This window comes from Armatimonas sp. (assembly GCF_031410135.1).
Lineage (GTDB): Bacteria > Armatimonadota > Armatimonadia > Armatimonadales > Armatimonadaceae > Armatimonas.
Window position 1 is genome coordinate 1 of record NZ_JANNYP010000565.1, and the last position, 14,163, is coordinate 14,163.

Below are 14,163 nucleotides of genomic sequence, written 5' to 3' on the forward strand. Positions count from 1 at the left end.
TGCCCATGCGGGCTTTCCCAAGGCACTTGCCGTACTTGCCGCCGTGGGCCGCGACCTCGGGATCGGGCTAGCAACTCTCGCCAATATCTACGGCCCCGAAGCGTTCCTGCTGGGCGGCGGCGTCATAGACGGCTTCGGGGAGCTACTTCTCGCCCCTGCCCGCACCGAGCTAGCCAGCCGGGGGCTCCCTGCGGTGCGTGAGACCCCGATTTTACGTGCCAGCCTCGGCTCGGATGCCCCGCTGATTGGGGCGGCTGCGCTGGCGCTGTAGAGAGCCGCAACACACGCTATCGTGGGTTACCAAAGAGGACGATACCCGCCCAGTAGAAAGGATGGAGCCGTCGCTCAATGGCTGGATAGGGGGGCGCTTGCACGGTGGGAAAGCGCACGGTAGCCCCCGTACGGAGCGGCGCTGTGGGTTTGATATCCCCACGGAGCACGGCAAGCTGTGCGTCTCGGAGCGCAGCTGCCTTGCTGGTATTGCGCTTCCAGCGACGGTAGAAATCCACGATCAGAGCGCTGGTTATCGAATCACTGACACTCCAGACATTAGCAACCACCGCGCTTGCCCCCTTGCGCTGCACCAGGTGAGCAATATTCTCAATAGCCCCCCGTGTGTACTCGGTATCCTGAGCCGGTGTTTGGAAGGTGGAGAAGGTCACCAGGCTCAGCCCGGTGAAAGCATCCGCAGGCAATAGGCGAAGCTGCTCTAGCGAGAGTTGCTTGCCCTCGGCAAGCAAGAGGCCCCACGTGCTCGCCGGACCAATCAGATTAAAAGGGCTTGCGATATGGCAGATATCCCGCTTCTCCTGCTGAAGCGCCTCCAGCCAGCGCTCCTGCGTGAAGTCGCTGTTTAGCAAGGCGGGCTGACCGAGTGCCTGCACTTCCTGAGCCACACCGGGAAAAGCAACGGCTCCCTCACTGACTCCTACCGCTAGGGTTTTCTCGCTCGCGGTGGGCCGTATTAGAGTCGCCTGGCTTGCGGGGGTGAGAAGACTAGTATTCCAGCGCTCCAGAGCGTAGCGGGTGCCATCGTAGAGAGCAGCAAAAGGGAACATTCCCAGGCTCTGGTCCAGGGTGAGAAAGAGATGCTTTACCTGCCCAAGCTGCGTCTCAAAGGGTGCTAGAAGGAGCCCATACAGCTGCTTGCCTGCCGGACGAGGATCAAGGCTGGGCGACTGCAAGAGCAAGCGAAACTGTTCCACTTGTTTCTGGAGTGTAGCCGCCTTGATCGGGGACTTGTGCACGGTGACCGTGTCCATGGTCACCAGTAGTACCCAGAGTGCCTCATCTCCCACAAAAGAGTAGAGTACTGCGTGCCCCGAATCCAACCCTTTCAGCAAGCTCTGGACCACCCCTACATCGGGGACCGCCTCCACCTTATCCTGGTTCTGCAAGGCATCAGGTTGCTGGAGCTCTCGGGTAATGTCGTCTAGTGCCTTAAGGTAGCTCTCTTGTGTGGTTGCAAAGCTCTGGGTGAGCTGCGTGCGCTGAAGCTCCTCCTCGGGGGTACGCTTGGCCTTTTTCTCCAGTGGCCCTAGCTCCGTCGCTGCCAGTCGTAGCTTCTCTCCCACAGCGCTCAGGCGAGAGGTTGCCGCCTGCTCACGCGGAGTAAAAACCAAGGACTTGGGCTCGCTCACCAGCACCTTGCGCTCGTCGGGGAAAAGGCTCTGGTATTGCTCCGCCTTCACCTGCCCTAGCACTTGAAGAGCTTCCTGCCCCCGATCCAGTGTGAGGAGACCCTCCGCCAGACGCCGAAACAAGTTCTCAATGGTTAAGGCGGGGTTCTTAGGTGTCCCTCGATCCAGCGCACGAATTCCCTCGGGTAGAGTCAGGTAGAGATTTCCTGCCAGCTTTCCGTAGAGAGTGGCAACCGTGAGGTTACGCGGGAGGAAGCGCGGTGCCTGCCAGAGAGCGAGCAGGTTGCCTAGAGTCCGCGCTTCCCCCGACCGATCGCCTGCCGCCGCTCGGAGAGGCAGTGCCTGGTTGTAGGACGCCAGCGCCAAGTCAAGCTCCCCAAGGTCGTCGTGGAGCTTGCCGATATTATTGAGGGTGCGTGCTTCCCCCGCCCAGTCTTTGGCGGAGCGCCGGAGAGGGAGCGCCTGGTTGTAGGACTCAAGGGCTTTATTGGGCTCGTTGAGAAACGAGTACACCACCCCGATATTGTGGAGATCGGCGGCGGCATCCGGGTCCCGGTAGGGCTTGTCCAAGGCAAAGGCGGCCTGGTAGTGGCTCAGCGCTTCCTGCCACTTTGCCTGCTTCTGGGTCTCGACTCCCCACGCAAAGTGCGCATCGGCCAGCGTGACAGCCAGCGCACGCTTGTCGTTCTCGGTGAGCTTGCTACCAAGCTCCTTCTGCACTTTTGTCAATACAGAGACAGCATCGCTAAACTTTCTCGTAGAAAGAGAGGCAAGGGCCTTTGCGATAGCATCGGTAACAGGCTTAGAAAGCTCCGCGACATCGGTGGGCGCCTGCTGGGCAAAACCGCTTTGTTGTGCCCCAAGAAAGAGGCTCAGAGATGCGAGAAGCTGACATCGGTTTAGCATACCTGCATGATACCTCGGGGGATATCAACGCTGTCAGGTAAAATGCCGCCATGCAAACACAGACAACGCTGTCAGATTCGTACACCACGATTCTCTGGGCCGGGGACTTTGGCGTGGTCGTGGATGTCGTATCGGGAGAGATAGCATGACGACCGACAACAAAGATGCAGCAGTAGACTTTTTCCGCTACGTGAGCAGCATCTTCATAAACAGATTCGTAGCGGTGCTCGGAGGGATAGCGGGAGCAATTGGACTAACCGCACTGACGATGGCGTACCACGAGTATCTATGGCCTGGCATTGGTGGCGACGGTCAGTATGGAATGGTGCTTTTTCCGACGGCAACTTGGGGAGGTTTCTTCTACGGTGCTGCCTCTGCCGTGCTGTACCTGGATCGCAAGAAGAACCCTTTTCGCGTGTGTAAGACGCTCACGCTGGTGGGTTTGTCCCCCAGTGGGCTCTGGGTACTTGCCTCGCCTGGAGGAGGAGGCCCATTCTGTCTTCCCGCACTTGTGGTGGGCCTTGTTCTGCTGGCCTACCTTGTGGGTAGAGAGAGGTAAACTACGCCCATGCAACAGACACCGCTGTCAGATTCGTACACAACCATTCTCTGGGTCGGGGGCTCGGAGGCGAAAAATCCGGAGAAGTTCGGGCTTTTTGTGCAGCGCCTGAAAGAAATGGGCATCAACACGGGGATGGTGACGGGCGATGAAGACCCGACGCGCTGGGTAAAAGCCGGGATGCCCTACTATGTCGAGAATATCGTCAACCGTGGTCTGTGCTTGAAATTCAGCTCCAAAGTAACCGACTGGGATAAGTTCGTGACGCAGTGGGTGAAAGACGGGCGACCCGAGGCGGCGTTTGTGCGCGACTACTGCTTAGACGATCCGGCGTGGCGGCAAGAGGCGAAAAAGAAGATGCAGAGTGCTGTTGCGGTGCACAAGGCCAACCAGCCCGCGCTCTACGACATCCGCGACGAGCTCTCGGTGACCATCTCCGCCAACCCGTTTGACTATGATTTTTCGCCGCGCTCCCTGGCGAGCTTTCGCACGTGGCTCCAGACGCAGTACACTGACCTCGCCACGCTCAATGCCCAGTGGCAGACGGAGTTCGCGAGCTGGGATGCCGTGGTGCCGTTCTCGACTGACAAGATCAAGAACCGTATGAGCGGCGGTGGGGCAAACCCACGCGGCAAGCCCGACTGGGGCGAGGTGCAGGCGCTGAAGTTCGATCCGGCGACCGCGCAGAAAGACCCGACCCGCTGGAATTTCTCGCCCTGGTGCGACTTTCGAACCTACATGGATATCGCCCTTACCCATGCCCTCTCGGAGATTCGCGATGCGGCAAGGGCAAGCGATCCGAGCGCGAAAGTGGGGATCGAGGGCACACAGATGCCCAGCGCCTTTGGCGGCTACGATCTAGCACGCCTCTCGACGGCCCTAGACTGGGTGGAGCCCTATGACATCGGCAGTGCGCGGGAGATTTTTGGCAGCTTTATGCCCGGCAAACCTATGCTCACCACGGTCGGGGAACAAGATGCAAGATCTGCCCAGCGGCGGCTCTGGCACTTGCTTCTGATGGGTGACACAGGCTGCATTATCTGGTGGAGCGAGGACTGCCTAGACTTCTCCAAAGACGACTGGCCACTCACCAAGCGGGCACAGGCGCTGGCTCCGATCTTGAAAGAGCTACAAGGCCCCACTGCGACGCGCTTTCGCAAGGCCAAGCGCGAGAGCGACCCGATCTATATCCACTACTCCCAGCCCAGTATCCAAGTGGCATGGCTGCTGGAGTCCACCGTGGATGGCTCAACCTGGCACCGGCGCTTCTCCAGCTACGAGGCAACCCACAACCAGCATGCGAAAGTCCGCGCCGCCTGGCTTGGGGCGCTGCACGACCTGGGCTACACGCCGCAGTTCACCGCGGATCTCGCCTCACTGCCCGCCAATGCGACGGTAATCCTGCCTCACTCCTACGCCCTCACCCCAATTGAGCGGCGGACACTGATGCGCTTCAAGATCGTGCTGGCTAGCGGCCCGGTCGGAGTGTTCGACGGTCACGGAAAGCTCACCGACGGCTACATGGGCGCGACCAAGGTCTTTCCACAGCCACCAACCTCCGAAGAGCTGGCACGTCTCCTCCCGCCACCCTCGGTGCGTGTTCGCCCCAGCGATCATGTGCGTGTGCATCGCTATATTGCTGGCAACGAGCGCCTGCTGGCCTTCGAGCGCGGCGTCCGCTACCAGATGAGCGAGTCGCTCCAGCAAGCAAGCGGCAATGAGGCATTAGAGAAGCCCATTGAGGTTGTTGCGACGCTTGACAAACCCGCTCTTGTCACCGAGCTGACCACGGGAAAGTCGCTGGGCCGCACCGCCACACTACGCTTCACCCTCGATCCCTGGCACCCCCAGCTCTTTTCCCTGCGCTAATTTGAGTTCTGGCCTGAATCTTGCTAGTAGAAATAACAAACGGAGAGCAAGAAAATGACGGTCGGATATCTTTTACACATCATGCCCCTCTGGGCCGTACTCAGCAGCATGGCGCTACTGGTCTGGGCCACCCACCTGGCATCCCAGCTTTTCACGACATGGCGCTGGGCCACCGAACTGCGACGCTGGAAAACCACACGACGTCGCACGTTTGCAACCCCGCAGCCACGCTACTATTTTTAATCTGAAGAACAATCCCTGGCCCACCGATAATTGCTCGTAGTTCTACCGGCTCGCTTTACTGGTAGAGGAGAGCAAACCATGACGGTCAGTTATTTTCTTCACGTGATGCCCCTCTGGGGAGTGCTGACAAGCATTCTCTTGCTAGCTTGGGCCACCTATCTGGGCACTCAGCTCTTTACCACCTGGCGCTGGGCCACCGAGCTACGACGCTGGAAAACCACGCGACGCCGTGCTTTCAGTGCTCCGCAGCCACGCTATTATTTTTAGCTTTCCCTGAATAAATCGCCGCTTGCTGTGCTACTAATGACAGTGAGAGGCGATGCGAATGCTACAAGTACTAAAACTACGAACTGTCAAAACCGACGCGGCCTTTGAGAAGCTCTGGGATGCACAGCGCCCGCGCATCCAGCGACTAGCGACGCGCCTCTGTGGCAACCCCGAGCAGGCCGAAGACCTGACCCAAGAGATCGGGCTTCAGGCACTGGCTGCCTTCCCTCACTTTCGTCGTGAGTGCTCCCCCACCACATTTCTCTACCGAATCGCGATCCGAACCATCCATCGCTACCGCGACAAGCACCCTACTGTAGGAATTGAGCATGCGGAAAACTTCCCCAGCAAAGCCTCCTCTCCCGAGAGCACTCTCGCTCTTGCGCTAGCCCTAGACTCCCTTCCCAATGAGCTACGCACCACACTGCTCTTGCGCCTCTACGAAGGCCTGAGCTGCCGCGAGGTGGCAACAGTGCTGGAGATTCCCCTGGGCACGGTTCTCTCCCGCCTTTACACCGCCCGCGAGCGTCTACGAAAGGAACTCACCGACGATTATGAGCTGTAAAATATCCCCCGAAACCCTGACCGCACTTCACGAGAGTGCCCTCCCCTGGTGGCAAGTCCTTACTCTGAAAAGCCACACTCAGCGCTGCGCAAGCTGCCAAGCGCAGCTCACGCACTTTATTGCCCTCGATACACAGCTACTCGCCCTCGCCCCAATTTCGGCGGAGATCACACAATTATTTCTCCAAAAACACCGCCGCCTAATCATCGGCTCCAGCCTTGCTTTTGCCATGCTCGGAGTTGGCACTTGGTGCTTTTTCACACCCGAAATCACGTGGGAAGATGTGGAAAAAGAGCTAAGAAGCGCGAAGACACTTAGCTGGACTGGCACCCAGAATCAACTAAAGCCTAGCTTTATTAACTCGCCCATCGAGTGGATCGTAACGGTAACAGATCCAAATCTTCCCAAGAATCAGCCCAAGAAATTTACCCACTACTACCGCTACGAACAAGCCCACCCAGAACGCGTCTTGCTTCAAGATGAGCCTACCTTTACACAATATGGTTTGACAGGCTCTCAGGTAACCCAATCCAAATACGTATATCTCTTTACTTATAACCCTCAAAAAAACAAGTCCCATATCGGGGTTACTCTGGTTCGTGGGCAACGCCTGATCTCTTTCTCTAGCGAGATGTACACAGAGATCGCACGTGGTTTGGGAGAGAAAGAGATTTTCTCAGGGACCTTCACTGTGCTGGTAGACCCAAGAACCCGGCAGATTGTCGAGCGTCTGTCTTTAACTCAGCGCAATGGCAAAGCGAGCGATAGCGCCCGCGATTTTGATTTTCGCTACGAGAAGTAGTTACTCCGAACGGCTCCCCCGAACTATCGCTGCTGCGACTTCCCAGTCGTAGGCGAGGTCCTCTTCGGCAGCACTTCGGTAGGTGATGATCCAGGCGTAGCGGTCTTGCCCACTCACATTGGGGTGCGAGGCGTGGAGCGTCAGGTCGTGGAAGAAGACCGCATCGCCGGGCTCACATGGGGCGCTGATAGCAAGCGTTTCGTCTAGGGCGTCTTCCGCGAGCCTATGCCCAAAGCCTTCGCCCTCGGGCGCTTTGCCATCGTGCTCCGCAAGCGCTTTGTGGCTTCCAGGGAGTAATTTGAGGCAGCCACTCTCCACACTCGCGGTCTCCAGCGCCACCCAGACAGAGATTTTGTGCGCCCCTTTCCAGTACGGCCAGTCCTGGTGCCACGGCGAGGCATAGTCTAGATCAGCGGACTTATAGACCACTTTATCGGAGAGAAACTCGATGTCCGAGCCGATCAGAGACTCTAACGCATCCAGCAAGCGCACATCGCGGACGGCCTCAGCAAACTTGGGGCTGCTGGCCGCAAGCCCCACAAAGACTCCCGCATGGTGCCCTTTCTCCACGACAATTTTCAGCGCCTCCGCCTTGAGCGCCGCCACTTCCTCCTCGGAGAAAAGCTGCCGAACGACGACATAGCCGAACTGGTCGTAGGTGGATTTCAGGCCGCCATCGGCCTCCGTGCCAATAGGTTCCATAGAAAGCAGTCCTTCATCTTCCCGCCAGGCGTTCATTGCCTCGGCCATGTAGTGCCAGCGGACACTCCAGTAGCGGAAGTGCCGGTGCGCGTTCATCTGGGCAAAAAGGGCATCGGCCTCGAAGGGGTCGGGGAAGGCACTCTGGAGCAGCGCCCGCCACTGAATCGCCGCAGCCGCTCCCTGGGCAAAAGCCGCCTGCGCGGGCGAGTCTTTTGCTGCACGCTCCTCAAAATAGGAAGCACAGTCCGTCGCAACGGCCAAAAAGCGATGCATGGGAACTATTGTACACATAAAAGCTCACCTTAGAGCCGATTAGGTAAAAACAATGACAGCTGAGTTTGCGATGGAGTGCTTTGCCGCGTGATAAAGCCGGAGACAGGTGTATGACTCAATCCCATACCGCTGCCAGAGGGTATTACCAATGCCTTGTGACTCCGCGGCCTCCCAAACCTCTTCGGACTCTGGCTCTAAATCCAGAGGAAGCTCTAGCACTTTCGCAAGTCTAGCAGTCTCTGTGAGGAGCTGTTGTGAGGAGCCCACCATACCACCTGGAATTTTCAGATGCTCCGTAGGGAACAGAACCGACTCAAAGTCTTGAGGAACATAAAAACCTTCCGCATCGCTGTGGAGTATCAGGTGATCGTAGTGCCTAACTATTTTAGAACCACCGAAAAGCCGACTGAGAAACGAGCCTCTTGGCTTTGTCAAAAGACTAAAGTACTCCTGCAGTACCGCATCCTGTGAGGCATTCTCATCACCGGGATCAGGGAGTCTCTGACGAAGATTCAAGTGAGCAGCAATCCGACGTAAATAGTGCAGGCCAGAATAACCAAACATCTCCAGGGAAAACAGCGGGCATATGTCGGGTTCTTGGTGAGCAGCAAGCCCACAAGACTCCAGATAGGAGCTAAGAACCACCAATTCTGCACGAAACCACTGGGCTCCCTCTTCATCATGTAAAAGCCGATCCGCAAGAGTACCCACTTCAATATCCAAGCCCATAGCCCCCAATTGTACACTCATTTATGAAAAAAATGCCCCGGCTTATGCCGGGGCGAGGGAGGATAAGTGTTGACGTAGGTTTATGCTTTGGCTCTCTACGTGTCTGCGAGGAAGACACCGATCATCGCCTCTTTGCCATCGCCTAACGGGACGAGAGCGGCGCGGGTGTCTAAGTCTCCGGTGAGCAGGTTACGTAGCATGGGCTCACGGTTGTTCTTGACGATCTTGAGGTGTGTGGTGCCGACGGGGGCGATCACGGGAATCAAGACCTGGAGAGTGGTCGGGCAAACCAGGGGGAGATAGTCCACGGGAGCGCCGTCCGCAGTGGTGACCTGGACATACTCCCAGGCAGCGGGCTCGGGTGCGAAGGTCTGCCACTGGCGTACCACGGCGACGCGCTCACGATCCGCCAGGCAGTTGGTTCCCAGTGCCCCCACAGCGAGTAAGAGCGCCAGAGGAAGCTGGGTCAATCCCGTCAGGCTTGCAATCGAGACTCCCTCCAGCTCTGGCCCCGTCCGCTTCTGCGCCGCACCCAGTGCTCGCAGTGCCATCAGAAGCCAGCAGTGATCTTTATCCACACGTGAGAGAGCCAGCGCTCCCCGCGCTCCGGCAAGAGTCGCTCGAAGCAGCCCCTCAGGGTGTGCAGAAGATGGCTCGCCTAAGCTCCCATCCGGGAGAAGGCGGGTTCGTAGCAGACCAGCGACTTCCTTGGCTAGAGCGATCATCCGCTCGCTCTCGTACTCACGAGAGACCAGAAGAATGCCCTCGATCAGCGAGGCAAGCTGCTCCGTTGTGCCAAGATCGGGCGAGAGAGTAGCTTGCTCCAGAGCCTCCTCAATAGCATTGACACTGCGGAGCGCGGCACGCTGGAAGGTCTCGTTGCCCGTGCGACGGAAGGTCTCCACAAGAGGGATCAGCGCCTCACCCACTGCCCAAGGGGCCGAGAGAGGAGCCTCGCTGTTGCTCTCATGGAAGCGCTCGCCTTGCAGAAAGCCATCTTTATCCATTCGTAGCAAGAGCCACTGCGCCGCCCCAATCGCGGTGCGGGAGAGGAGCTCGGTCTGGAAGTGCGCGTGGAGCAAGTGAAGCCCCACCGAGGCGCGAGCTGTCGCGGTCAAGGAGAGGGTGGCCCCACCGTGAATGTCCTCGTAGCCCAAGTCGTCACGCTGCACATCCCAGATCGCGCCCCAGTGAGGGCTCTCCACCTGGGTCGCTTGAAAATCGCAGACACCACGTCCTAAAAGCCGTGCACGGCGACGAAGCGCATCATCGCCCGTGAGGTAGTAGCGTGCCAGCAGAGCGCAGGCGGCCAAGGCCGTATCCACTCCCTCGCCTGCCTGACTTCGCTTTGCCTCCAGGGAGTACGCCAGGCGATCCACCCCGCGTTTCTTCACCCCCTCATCTCGCATGAGAGAGCCCGTGGCCTTGGTGGAAAGCTCCCCGAGAAAAGGTAGATTTAGAGAGTGAGCCTGCTGCTTTGCCATTGTGACATCGGCGAGGTGCCGGCGTAGTGCCTGGTGTACCTCTACTTCGGTTCGAGCGGGTGTGACACGTGTCTCCCAGCTCAGAGTTGCACCGGAGCCTTCCAGGTTGGCATGATTGAGAACTAGCTCGACAGCACTCTCCTGCACCTCGGGGAAGCTACCAGGAGTCATGCTCACCAGAGTCACCGCGCTCTCTTTAGTCCAGACTGCCAGTGCCCAGCCCTGATCACCGGTTGCTAGTTTCACCACACGCGGCACGCCGGGGGGAAACGGCAGGCGCAGTCGGATAGAGTCAGGAAGCTCACTCGTGCGAGGAGCCGCTAGAGCAGGAGCAGTTGCCCCCACACGCCAGTTCCAGAGTAGCGTGTCGTCGCGTCCCTCGACAGAGACCAGAAAACGAAGTGCTGCCCGCGCCGCTGTTGCTGTCTTGCGTCGGCCTGCCAGCAGAATCCGATCGCGCTTTTTCCGGGAGTGCTGATTGAGGTAAACGGGAAATGTCTGGCCACGCAGTGTCACCTCAGCGAGGGGGCGAAACGCGGTGGACTCAAAGAGGGAGCGCCCTCCCTTACCACGTAGCCAACACAGTCGAACCCGAAACACATCGCGGTGATCTGGGAGAAGCTCCAGAGCGGCGTGTGAATGGGGAAACCGATAGAGGATCTCCTCATGTTCCTTATTTCCAGTGATTTCGAGCGGTTTTGTCATGGGTACTTCAGTTATTGGTACCGCCCAGACTCAGGGTTCCTGTTAAGATCGCGAGAACCCGCCCCGTAAAAAGGCCAGAACTTCAGGGGAGCACTTACCAAAAGCACTTGGCGAAGCCCACTCTCCAGTTCTACTCCAGAATTCCCATAATCCCAGTATGCCCCCTGGTTCATCAGGTCTCTGGGCAGTCTTTTTGGAGGTTGATCGCGTGTCTATTCTGTCCTCACTATTTGGTAAAGAGGTGGTAGTCGGGCTCGATATTGGGAGCGCCATGATCAAGGCGGTTCAGCTTGAACCGACTCGAACAGGCTTTCGTGTCGTCCGGGCGGCAGAACAGAAGACCCCTCAGGGAACCGTGCGTGATGGGGTTGTTATCAGCCGTGAATCCGTCGCAACGGCAGTTCGGCAGATGCTTCAGGCGGCTGGAATTACTGCAAACTCTGCGGTTCTCTCGGTCTCTGGCCCCAGCTCTACGGTTCGTCAGATCCGCGTTCCTAAGATGAACGAGGCAACTCTGACCAAGTCCATTCGCTACGAGGCGGGGAAGTACCTGAGCAACAATCTTGACGACTCTTCTCTGGCCTTTGAGATCCTTGGGCCTTGCGACGATGACCCGGCACAGATGGATGTCATGCTGGTGGGAACCAGCCGTGATATTGTGGACTCCCGTGTTATCGTGGCGCAGATGGCGGGCCTTGAAGCTGTCGCGGTGGACATTGAGTCCTTTGCTCTCATCCGCGCTTTAGTGGAGATCTCCGAAGATGACTTTGCCGATACCAATCTGCGTGCCATCGTGGACATGGGAGCCGCTCACACCGAAGTCATCATTCTTTCGGGGCCTGACTTTGCGCTCACGCGCTCTATCCCCATCTCCGGCGACACGTTCTCAGATGCCCTGAAGAACCAGCTTCGGATTGAGTCGAGCGAAGCGGAGCTACGCAAGCTCGACATTGACATGGGTGCCCTGATCACCGGAGAGGCTCCAGCCGACACGATTGAGCTGGCGCGCATTATCCAGACCACGGTAGACGAGCTGCTCCGTGAGATCCGCCGCTCGATTAACTACTTCCAGTCCCAGCTTGCCGAAGAGGGGGTCAGTGCTAGCCTCTCGGAGATCTTGCTGGTAGGTGGTGCGGCGCAGATGCGCAACATGTCCACCTACATGTCCGCCCGACTGGGAATCCCTACCCGCCTCTGTGATCCCTTCACCAACTCCCGCCTGGAGACCAGCCCAGAAGCCGAAGAGTGGCTTCAGGAGCAAGGAGCCAGCCTGGCCGGTGCACTAGGACTTGCCTTGAAAGAGAGCCTTGCTCCACAAGTGGGCGGAAAGCGCTAGAGAGAACTCAAGATGCCAAATATCAACCTGATCGCGGATCGTCGCCAGGAAAAGCGGCGCATGGAGCGCCTCAGTAAACAGCTTTTCTTTACTCTGGGAGGCTCACTCGCCATCTTTGTGGCCGTGGGCTCTTACCTGCTGACAGCACGTATTAGCCAGCTTGGAGAAGTTGCGGAAGCGGAGCATCGTATGGATAAGCTCAAGCCCGTTATCGCCGAGATTGATCAGATCAAAAAAGAGACCGCCGATAAAGAGCCCAAGCTTGCCACTCTGGAGCAAGCCCGCTACGACACTCTGCGCTGGACACTTCTGTTCCAGTCTATTTCAGACTCGCTCCCTGCCCAGGTATGGCTCAGTAACTTAGGAGCCCCCGATGGAGATCCTATCGTGGTCAATCTCTCGGGCTCAGCTCCCACCCAGACCATTGCCAGTCAGCTCGTGCTCAACCTAAAAAAGCAACCCATCTTTGATAAGGTCGAGATTCCCACGACTACCCGTATGGAAAAAGAGAACCGCTTTAGCTTCCAGATCACCGCGCAGCTCAAGCCGATCATTGCTCCCAAGGCCGTCCCTGCGCCACCGGCGGGTGAGAAGCAAAAAACAGCACAGGTCGAAGCGGGCCAAGGAGAAAAACCTCATGCTTAATCCCACCGCAGGAAAAGTCAGCCGGGGAGTCTCCTTTCGCCCAAGCAAGCGCAGTGCCATCATCATGGGAGCGATGGCAGGTGGCATTCTCGCCCTGACCGGCGGGCTGTATGTCTGGCAGACGGGGGAGGTCGCCCGAATCGAGAAAGAAGTGACCGTCAAGATGGACGAGGTCCATAATGGTGAGCGCACGGCAAGACAGCTTGAGGAAGTGAGAAGCGCCGCCGCAGTGGTGGATGGCAAGCTGCGCTACCTGGAGCAAAATGTCTCCCAAGGAGCCTATATCCCCACCATGCTCCAGCAGATGGAGAAAAAAGCAACTTCTTTTGGACTGACGGTGAATAACTCGCATCACACGATTGAGATTCCGCCACCGCCACCCGTTTTGAGCCGTGAGGAACAAAAAGAGGGGAAAAAGCCACCACCACCTCCGCCCTATAACAAGGCTCGGATTGATATGGATCTCACCGGCACCTACAAAAATGTCGGACGTTTCATCCACAGCCTCACCCGATTTGAGAAGATTATCGCGGTCAACTCGGTGATGGAGCAATCCAAGATGGAACAAGCCAATGGGTCACCCATTCTCGCGGTTCGCATCATGATGACAGGCTATGTCTTCCCGGAGACGGAGAACCTCGTCACTCGTGGGCAGGAACAGCAAAAACTCAACCCTAACGGACTAAGCGCACGTCGTGCCGCAGAAAATCAGCTCTTGAGTCCACCGGCATCCCAGCCAAAATAGTAGGTGGAAGGCTAAAGAAAACAACATGAAGCCTGTTAATAAGAAAGATATGCCTAAGCTGATCGCCTTGATCGGCTTGACCATCTGCTCACTGGGCTATGGGGTCTACCAGCTCGTGGGGGGAACCTCGGTTGCCGCGCCCCCCCCTTCGGCAGAGAAGAAGGCCGACAAGCAAGAGGCTACTGCACCGGGTGCTCCTCAGGCAGGTGCCCCCATTGCAGCAGATGATCCCTTGGTAACCCAGCTCCAGCGTCTTGAGGGAGTCAGTGACCCTGTACTGGTTCGCGACCCCTTTATGATCTCCGCGGGTGGCAGTGCCACACCCGCTCCGGGAGCACCCGTAACGCCTCCCCCGGCGGGAGTCGCGCCGTTTCCAGGTGTGGCGACACCAGGGCAGAGCGAGGAAGAGCGACGTAGAGACCTTGCCCAAGTCCATGCAAGTGAGAACGCAAGACGTCTGGGAGATCTTCTGGGCATCAATATCAAAACGAACAAGTCCAAAGAGGGCGGACTTACGGACGACCCACAAGGCAGGGCAGGTGGGTCCTCTAACGCTTCGGGGCCAACGCATTTAGTGCTTCTCCCGCCCCCACGTCCGCAGCCCCCCGCACTTGTGGTCACAGGACTTCGCGTCCCAGAGAGCGGCAGTGGGGAACGTGTTGCGATGGTTCGTTTCAGCGAACGCTCACGCTG

Annotated in this window: 14 protein-coding genes and 1 pseudogene; 11 read left to right on the forward strand and 4 right to left on the reverse strand. The window is 57.9% G+C overall.

The window, feature by feature from the left end:
- Positions 1-271 (forward strand): ROK family protein (locus tag RMO15_RS20735; RefSeq protein WP_309716475.1); only part of this gene is annotated, 271 nt, incomplete at its 5' end.
- Between the two features lie 16 nt (positions 272-287).
- On the opposite strand, the gene RMO15_RS20740 is transcribed toward RMO15_RS20735, so the two are convergent.
- Entirely contained in the window at positions 288-2,546 is a 2,259-nt protein-coding gene (locus RMO15_RS20740) for a CHAT domain-containing protein (protein WP_309716479.1), read from the reverse strand.
- A gap of 145 nt (positions 2,547-2,691) precedes the next feature.
- On the opposite strand from RMO15_RS20740, the gene RMO15_RS20745 reads away from it, so the two are divergent.
- The 6 genes from RMO15_RS20745 to RMO15_RS20770 all read left to right on the forward strand — a co-directional run bounded on the left by RMO15_RS20745 (position 2,692) and on the right by RMO15_RS20770 (position 6,851).
- Complete coding sequence (locus tag RMO15_RS20745; RefSeq protein WP_309716481.1) at positions 2,692-3,105, forward strand: hypothetical protein; 414 nt, start codon at positions 2,692-2,694, stop codon at positions 3,103-3,105.
- Between the two features lie 9 nt (positions 3,106-3,114).
- Positions 3,115-4,974, forward strand: coding sequence for a beta-galactosidase (locus tag RMO15_RS20750; protein ID WP_309716484.1), 1,860 nt, complete (start codon positions 3,115-3,117; stop codon positions 4,972-4,974).
- Between the two features lie 54 nt (positions 4,975-5,028).
- Positions 5,029-5,217, forward strand: coding sequence for a hypothetical protein (locus RMO15_RS20755; RefSeq protein ID WP_309716487.1), 189 nt, complete (start codon positions 5,029-5,031; stop codon positions 5,215-5,217).
- A gap of 78 nt (positions 5,218-5,295) precedes the next feature.
- Positions 5,296-5,484, forward strand: coding sequence for a hypothetical protein (locus RMO15_RS20760; protein ID WP_309716490.1), 189 nt, complete (start codon positions 5,296-5,298; stop codon positions 5,482-5,484).
- Between the two features lie 58 nt (positions 5,485-5,542).
- Positions 5,543-6,049 (forward strand): RNA polymerase sigma factor, encoded by a 507-nt coding sequence (locus RMO15_RS20765; protein ID WP_309716494.1) that lies wholly within the window; start codon positions 5,543-5,545, stop codon positions 6,047-6,049.
- Positions 6,039-6,851, forward strand: coding sequence for a hypothetical protein (locus tag RMO15_RS20770; protein WP_309716498.1), 813 nt, complete (start codon positions 6,039-6,041; stop codon positions 6,849-6,851). Before RMO15_RS20765 ends, RMO15_RS20770 begins: the two co-directional genes overlap by 11 nt.
- Here RMO15_RS20770 and RMO15_RS20775 read toward each other — a convergent pair whose 3' ends face one another.
- The 3 genes from RMO15_RS20775 to RMO15_RS20785 form a co-directional block, all read right to left on the reverse strand.
- Positions 6,852-7,826: a phytanoyl-CoA dioxygenase family protein gene (locus tag RMO15_RS20775; protein ID WP_309716501.1), complete on the reverse strand. Its 975-nt coding sequence runs from the start codon at positions 7,824-7,826 to the stop codon at positions 6,852-6,854.
- 39 nt (positions 7,827-7,865) lie between these two features.
- The gene (locus RMO15_RS20780) at positions 7,866-8,576 is read right to left on the reverse strand and encodes a hypothetical protein (RefSeq protein ID WP_309716505.1); all 711 of its coding nucleotides are present in this window, start codon (positions 8,574-8,576) and stop codon (positions 7,866-7,868) included.
- 74 nt (positions 8,577-8,650) lie between these two features.
- Positions 8,651-10,744, reverse strand: coding sequence for a hypothetical protein (locus tag RMO15_RS20785; protein ID WP_309716508.1), 2,094 nt, complete (start codon positions 10,742-10,744; stop codon positions 8,651-8,653).
- A 208-nt stretch (positions 10,745-10,952) separates the two neighbouring features.
- On the opposite strand from RMO15_RS20785, the gene pilM reads away from it, so the two are divergent.
- The 4 genes and pseudogenes from pilM to RMO15_RS20805 form a co-directional block, all read left to right on the forward strand.
- On the forward strand, positions 10,953-12,080 hold the full coding sequence (gene pilM, locus RMO15_RS20790) for a type IV pilus assembly protein PilM (protein WP_309716511.1): 1,128 nt from the start codon (positions 10,953-10,955) through the stop codon (positions 12,078-12,080).
- A 12-nt stretch (positions 12,081-12,092) separates the two neighbouring features.
- The gene (locus RMO15_RS20795) at positions 12,093-12,725 is read left to right on the forward strand and encodes a PilN domain-containing protein (protein WP_309716514.1); all 633 of its coding nucleotides are present in this window, start codon (positions 12,093-12,095) and stop codon (positions 12,723-12,725) included.
- Positions 12,718-13,470 (forward strand): type 4a pilus biogenesis protein PilO, encoded by a 753-nt coding sequence (gene pilO, locus RMO15_RS20800; protein ID WP_309716517.1) that lies wholly within the window; start codon positions 12,718-12,720, stop codon positions 13,468-13,470. The genes RMO15_RS20795 and pilO overlap by 8 nt, the downstream gene beginning before the upstream one ends.
- Before the next feature lie 25 nt (positions 13,471-13,495).
- Positions 13,496-14,163 (forward strand): annotated as a pseudogene (locus RMO15_RS20805) (hypothetical protein); the annotation flags it as partial.

What these genes read in the sequence shown, in the direction of transcription:
- RMO15_RS20780 (WP_309716505.1), bottom strand. Translation starts at nt 8,576, where the DNA reads ATGAGTGTACAATTGGGGGCTATGGGCTTGGATATTGAAGTGGGTACT.
- RMO15_RS20750 (WP_309716484.1), top strand. Translation starts at nt 3,115, where the DNA reads ATGCAACAGACACCGCTGTCAGATTCGTACACAACCATTCTCTGGGTC.
- RMO15_RS20760 (WP_309716490.1), top strand. Translation starts at nt 5,296, where the DNA reads ATGACGGTCAGTTATTTTCTTCACGTGATGCCCCTCTGGGGAGTGCTG.
- RMO15_RS20795 (WP_309716514.1), top strand. Translation starts at nt 12,093, where the DNA reads ATGCCAAATATCAACCTGATCGCGGATCGTCGCCAGGAAAAGCGGCGC.
- RMO15_RS20755 (WP_309716487.1), top strand. Translation starts at nt 5,029, where the DNA reads ATGACGGTCGGATATCTTTTACACATCATGCCCCTCTGGGCCGTACTC.
- pilO (WP_309716517.1), top strand. Translation starts at nt 12,718, where the DNA reads ATGCTTAATCCCACCGCAGGAAAAGTCAGCCGGGGAGTCTCCTTTCGC.
- RMO15_RS20785 (WP_309716508.1), bottom strand. Translation starts at nt 10,744, where the DNA reads ATGACAAAACCGCTCGAAATCACTGGAAATAAGGAACATGAGGAGATC.
- RMO15_RS20775 (WP_309716501.1), bottom strand. Translation starts at nt 7,826, where the DNA reads ATGCATCGCTTTTTGGCCGTTGCGACGGACTGTGCTTCCTATTTTGAG.
- RMO15_RS20740 (WP_309716479.1), bottom strand. Translation starts at nt 2,546, where the DNA reads ATGCTAAACCGATGTCAGCTTCTCGCATCTCTGAGCCTCTTTCTTGGG.
- RMO15_RS20765 (WP_309716494.1), top strand. Translation starts at nt 5,543, where the DNA reads ATGCTACAAGTACTAAAACTACGAACTGTCAAAACCGACGCGGCCTTT.
- RMO15_RS20745 (WP_309716481.1), top strand. Translation starts at nt 2,692, where the DNA reads ATGACGACCGACAACAAAGATGCAGCAGTAGACTTTTTCCGCTACGTG.
- RMO15_RS20770 (WP_309716498.1), top strand. Translation starts at nt 6,039, where the DNA reads ATGAGCTGTAAAATATCCCCCGAAACCCTGACCGCACTTCACGAGAGT.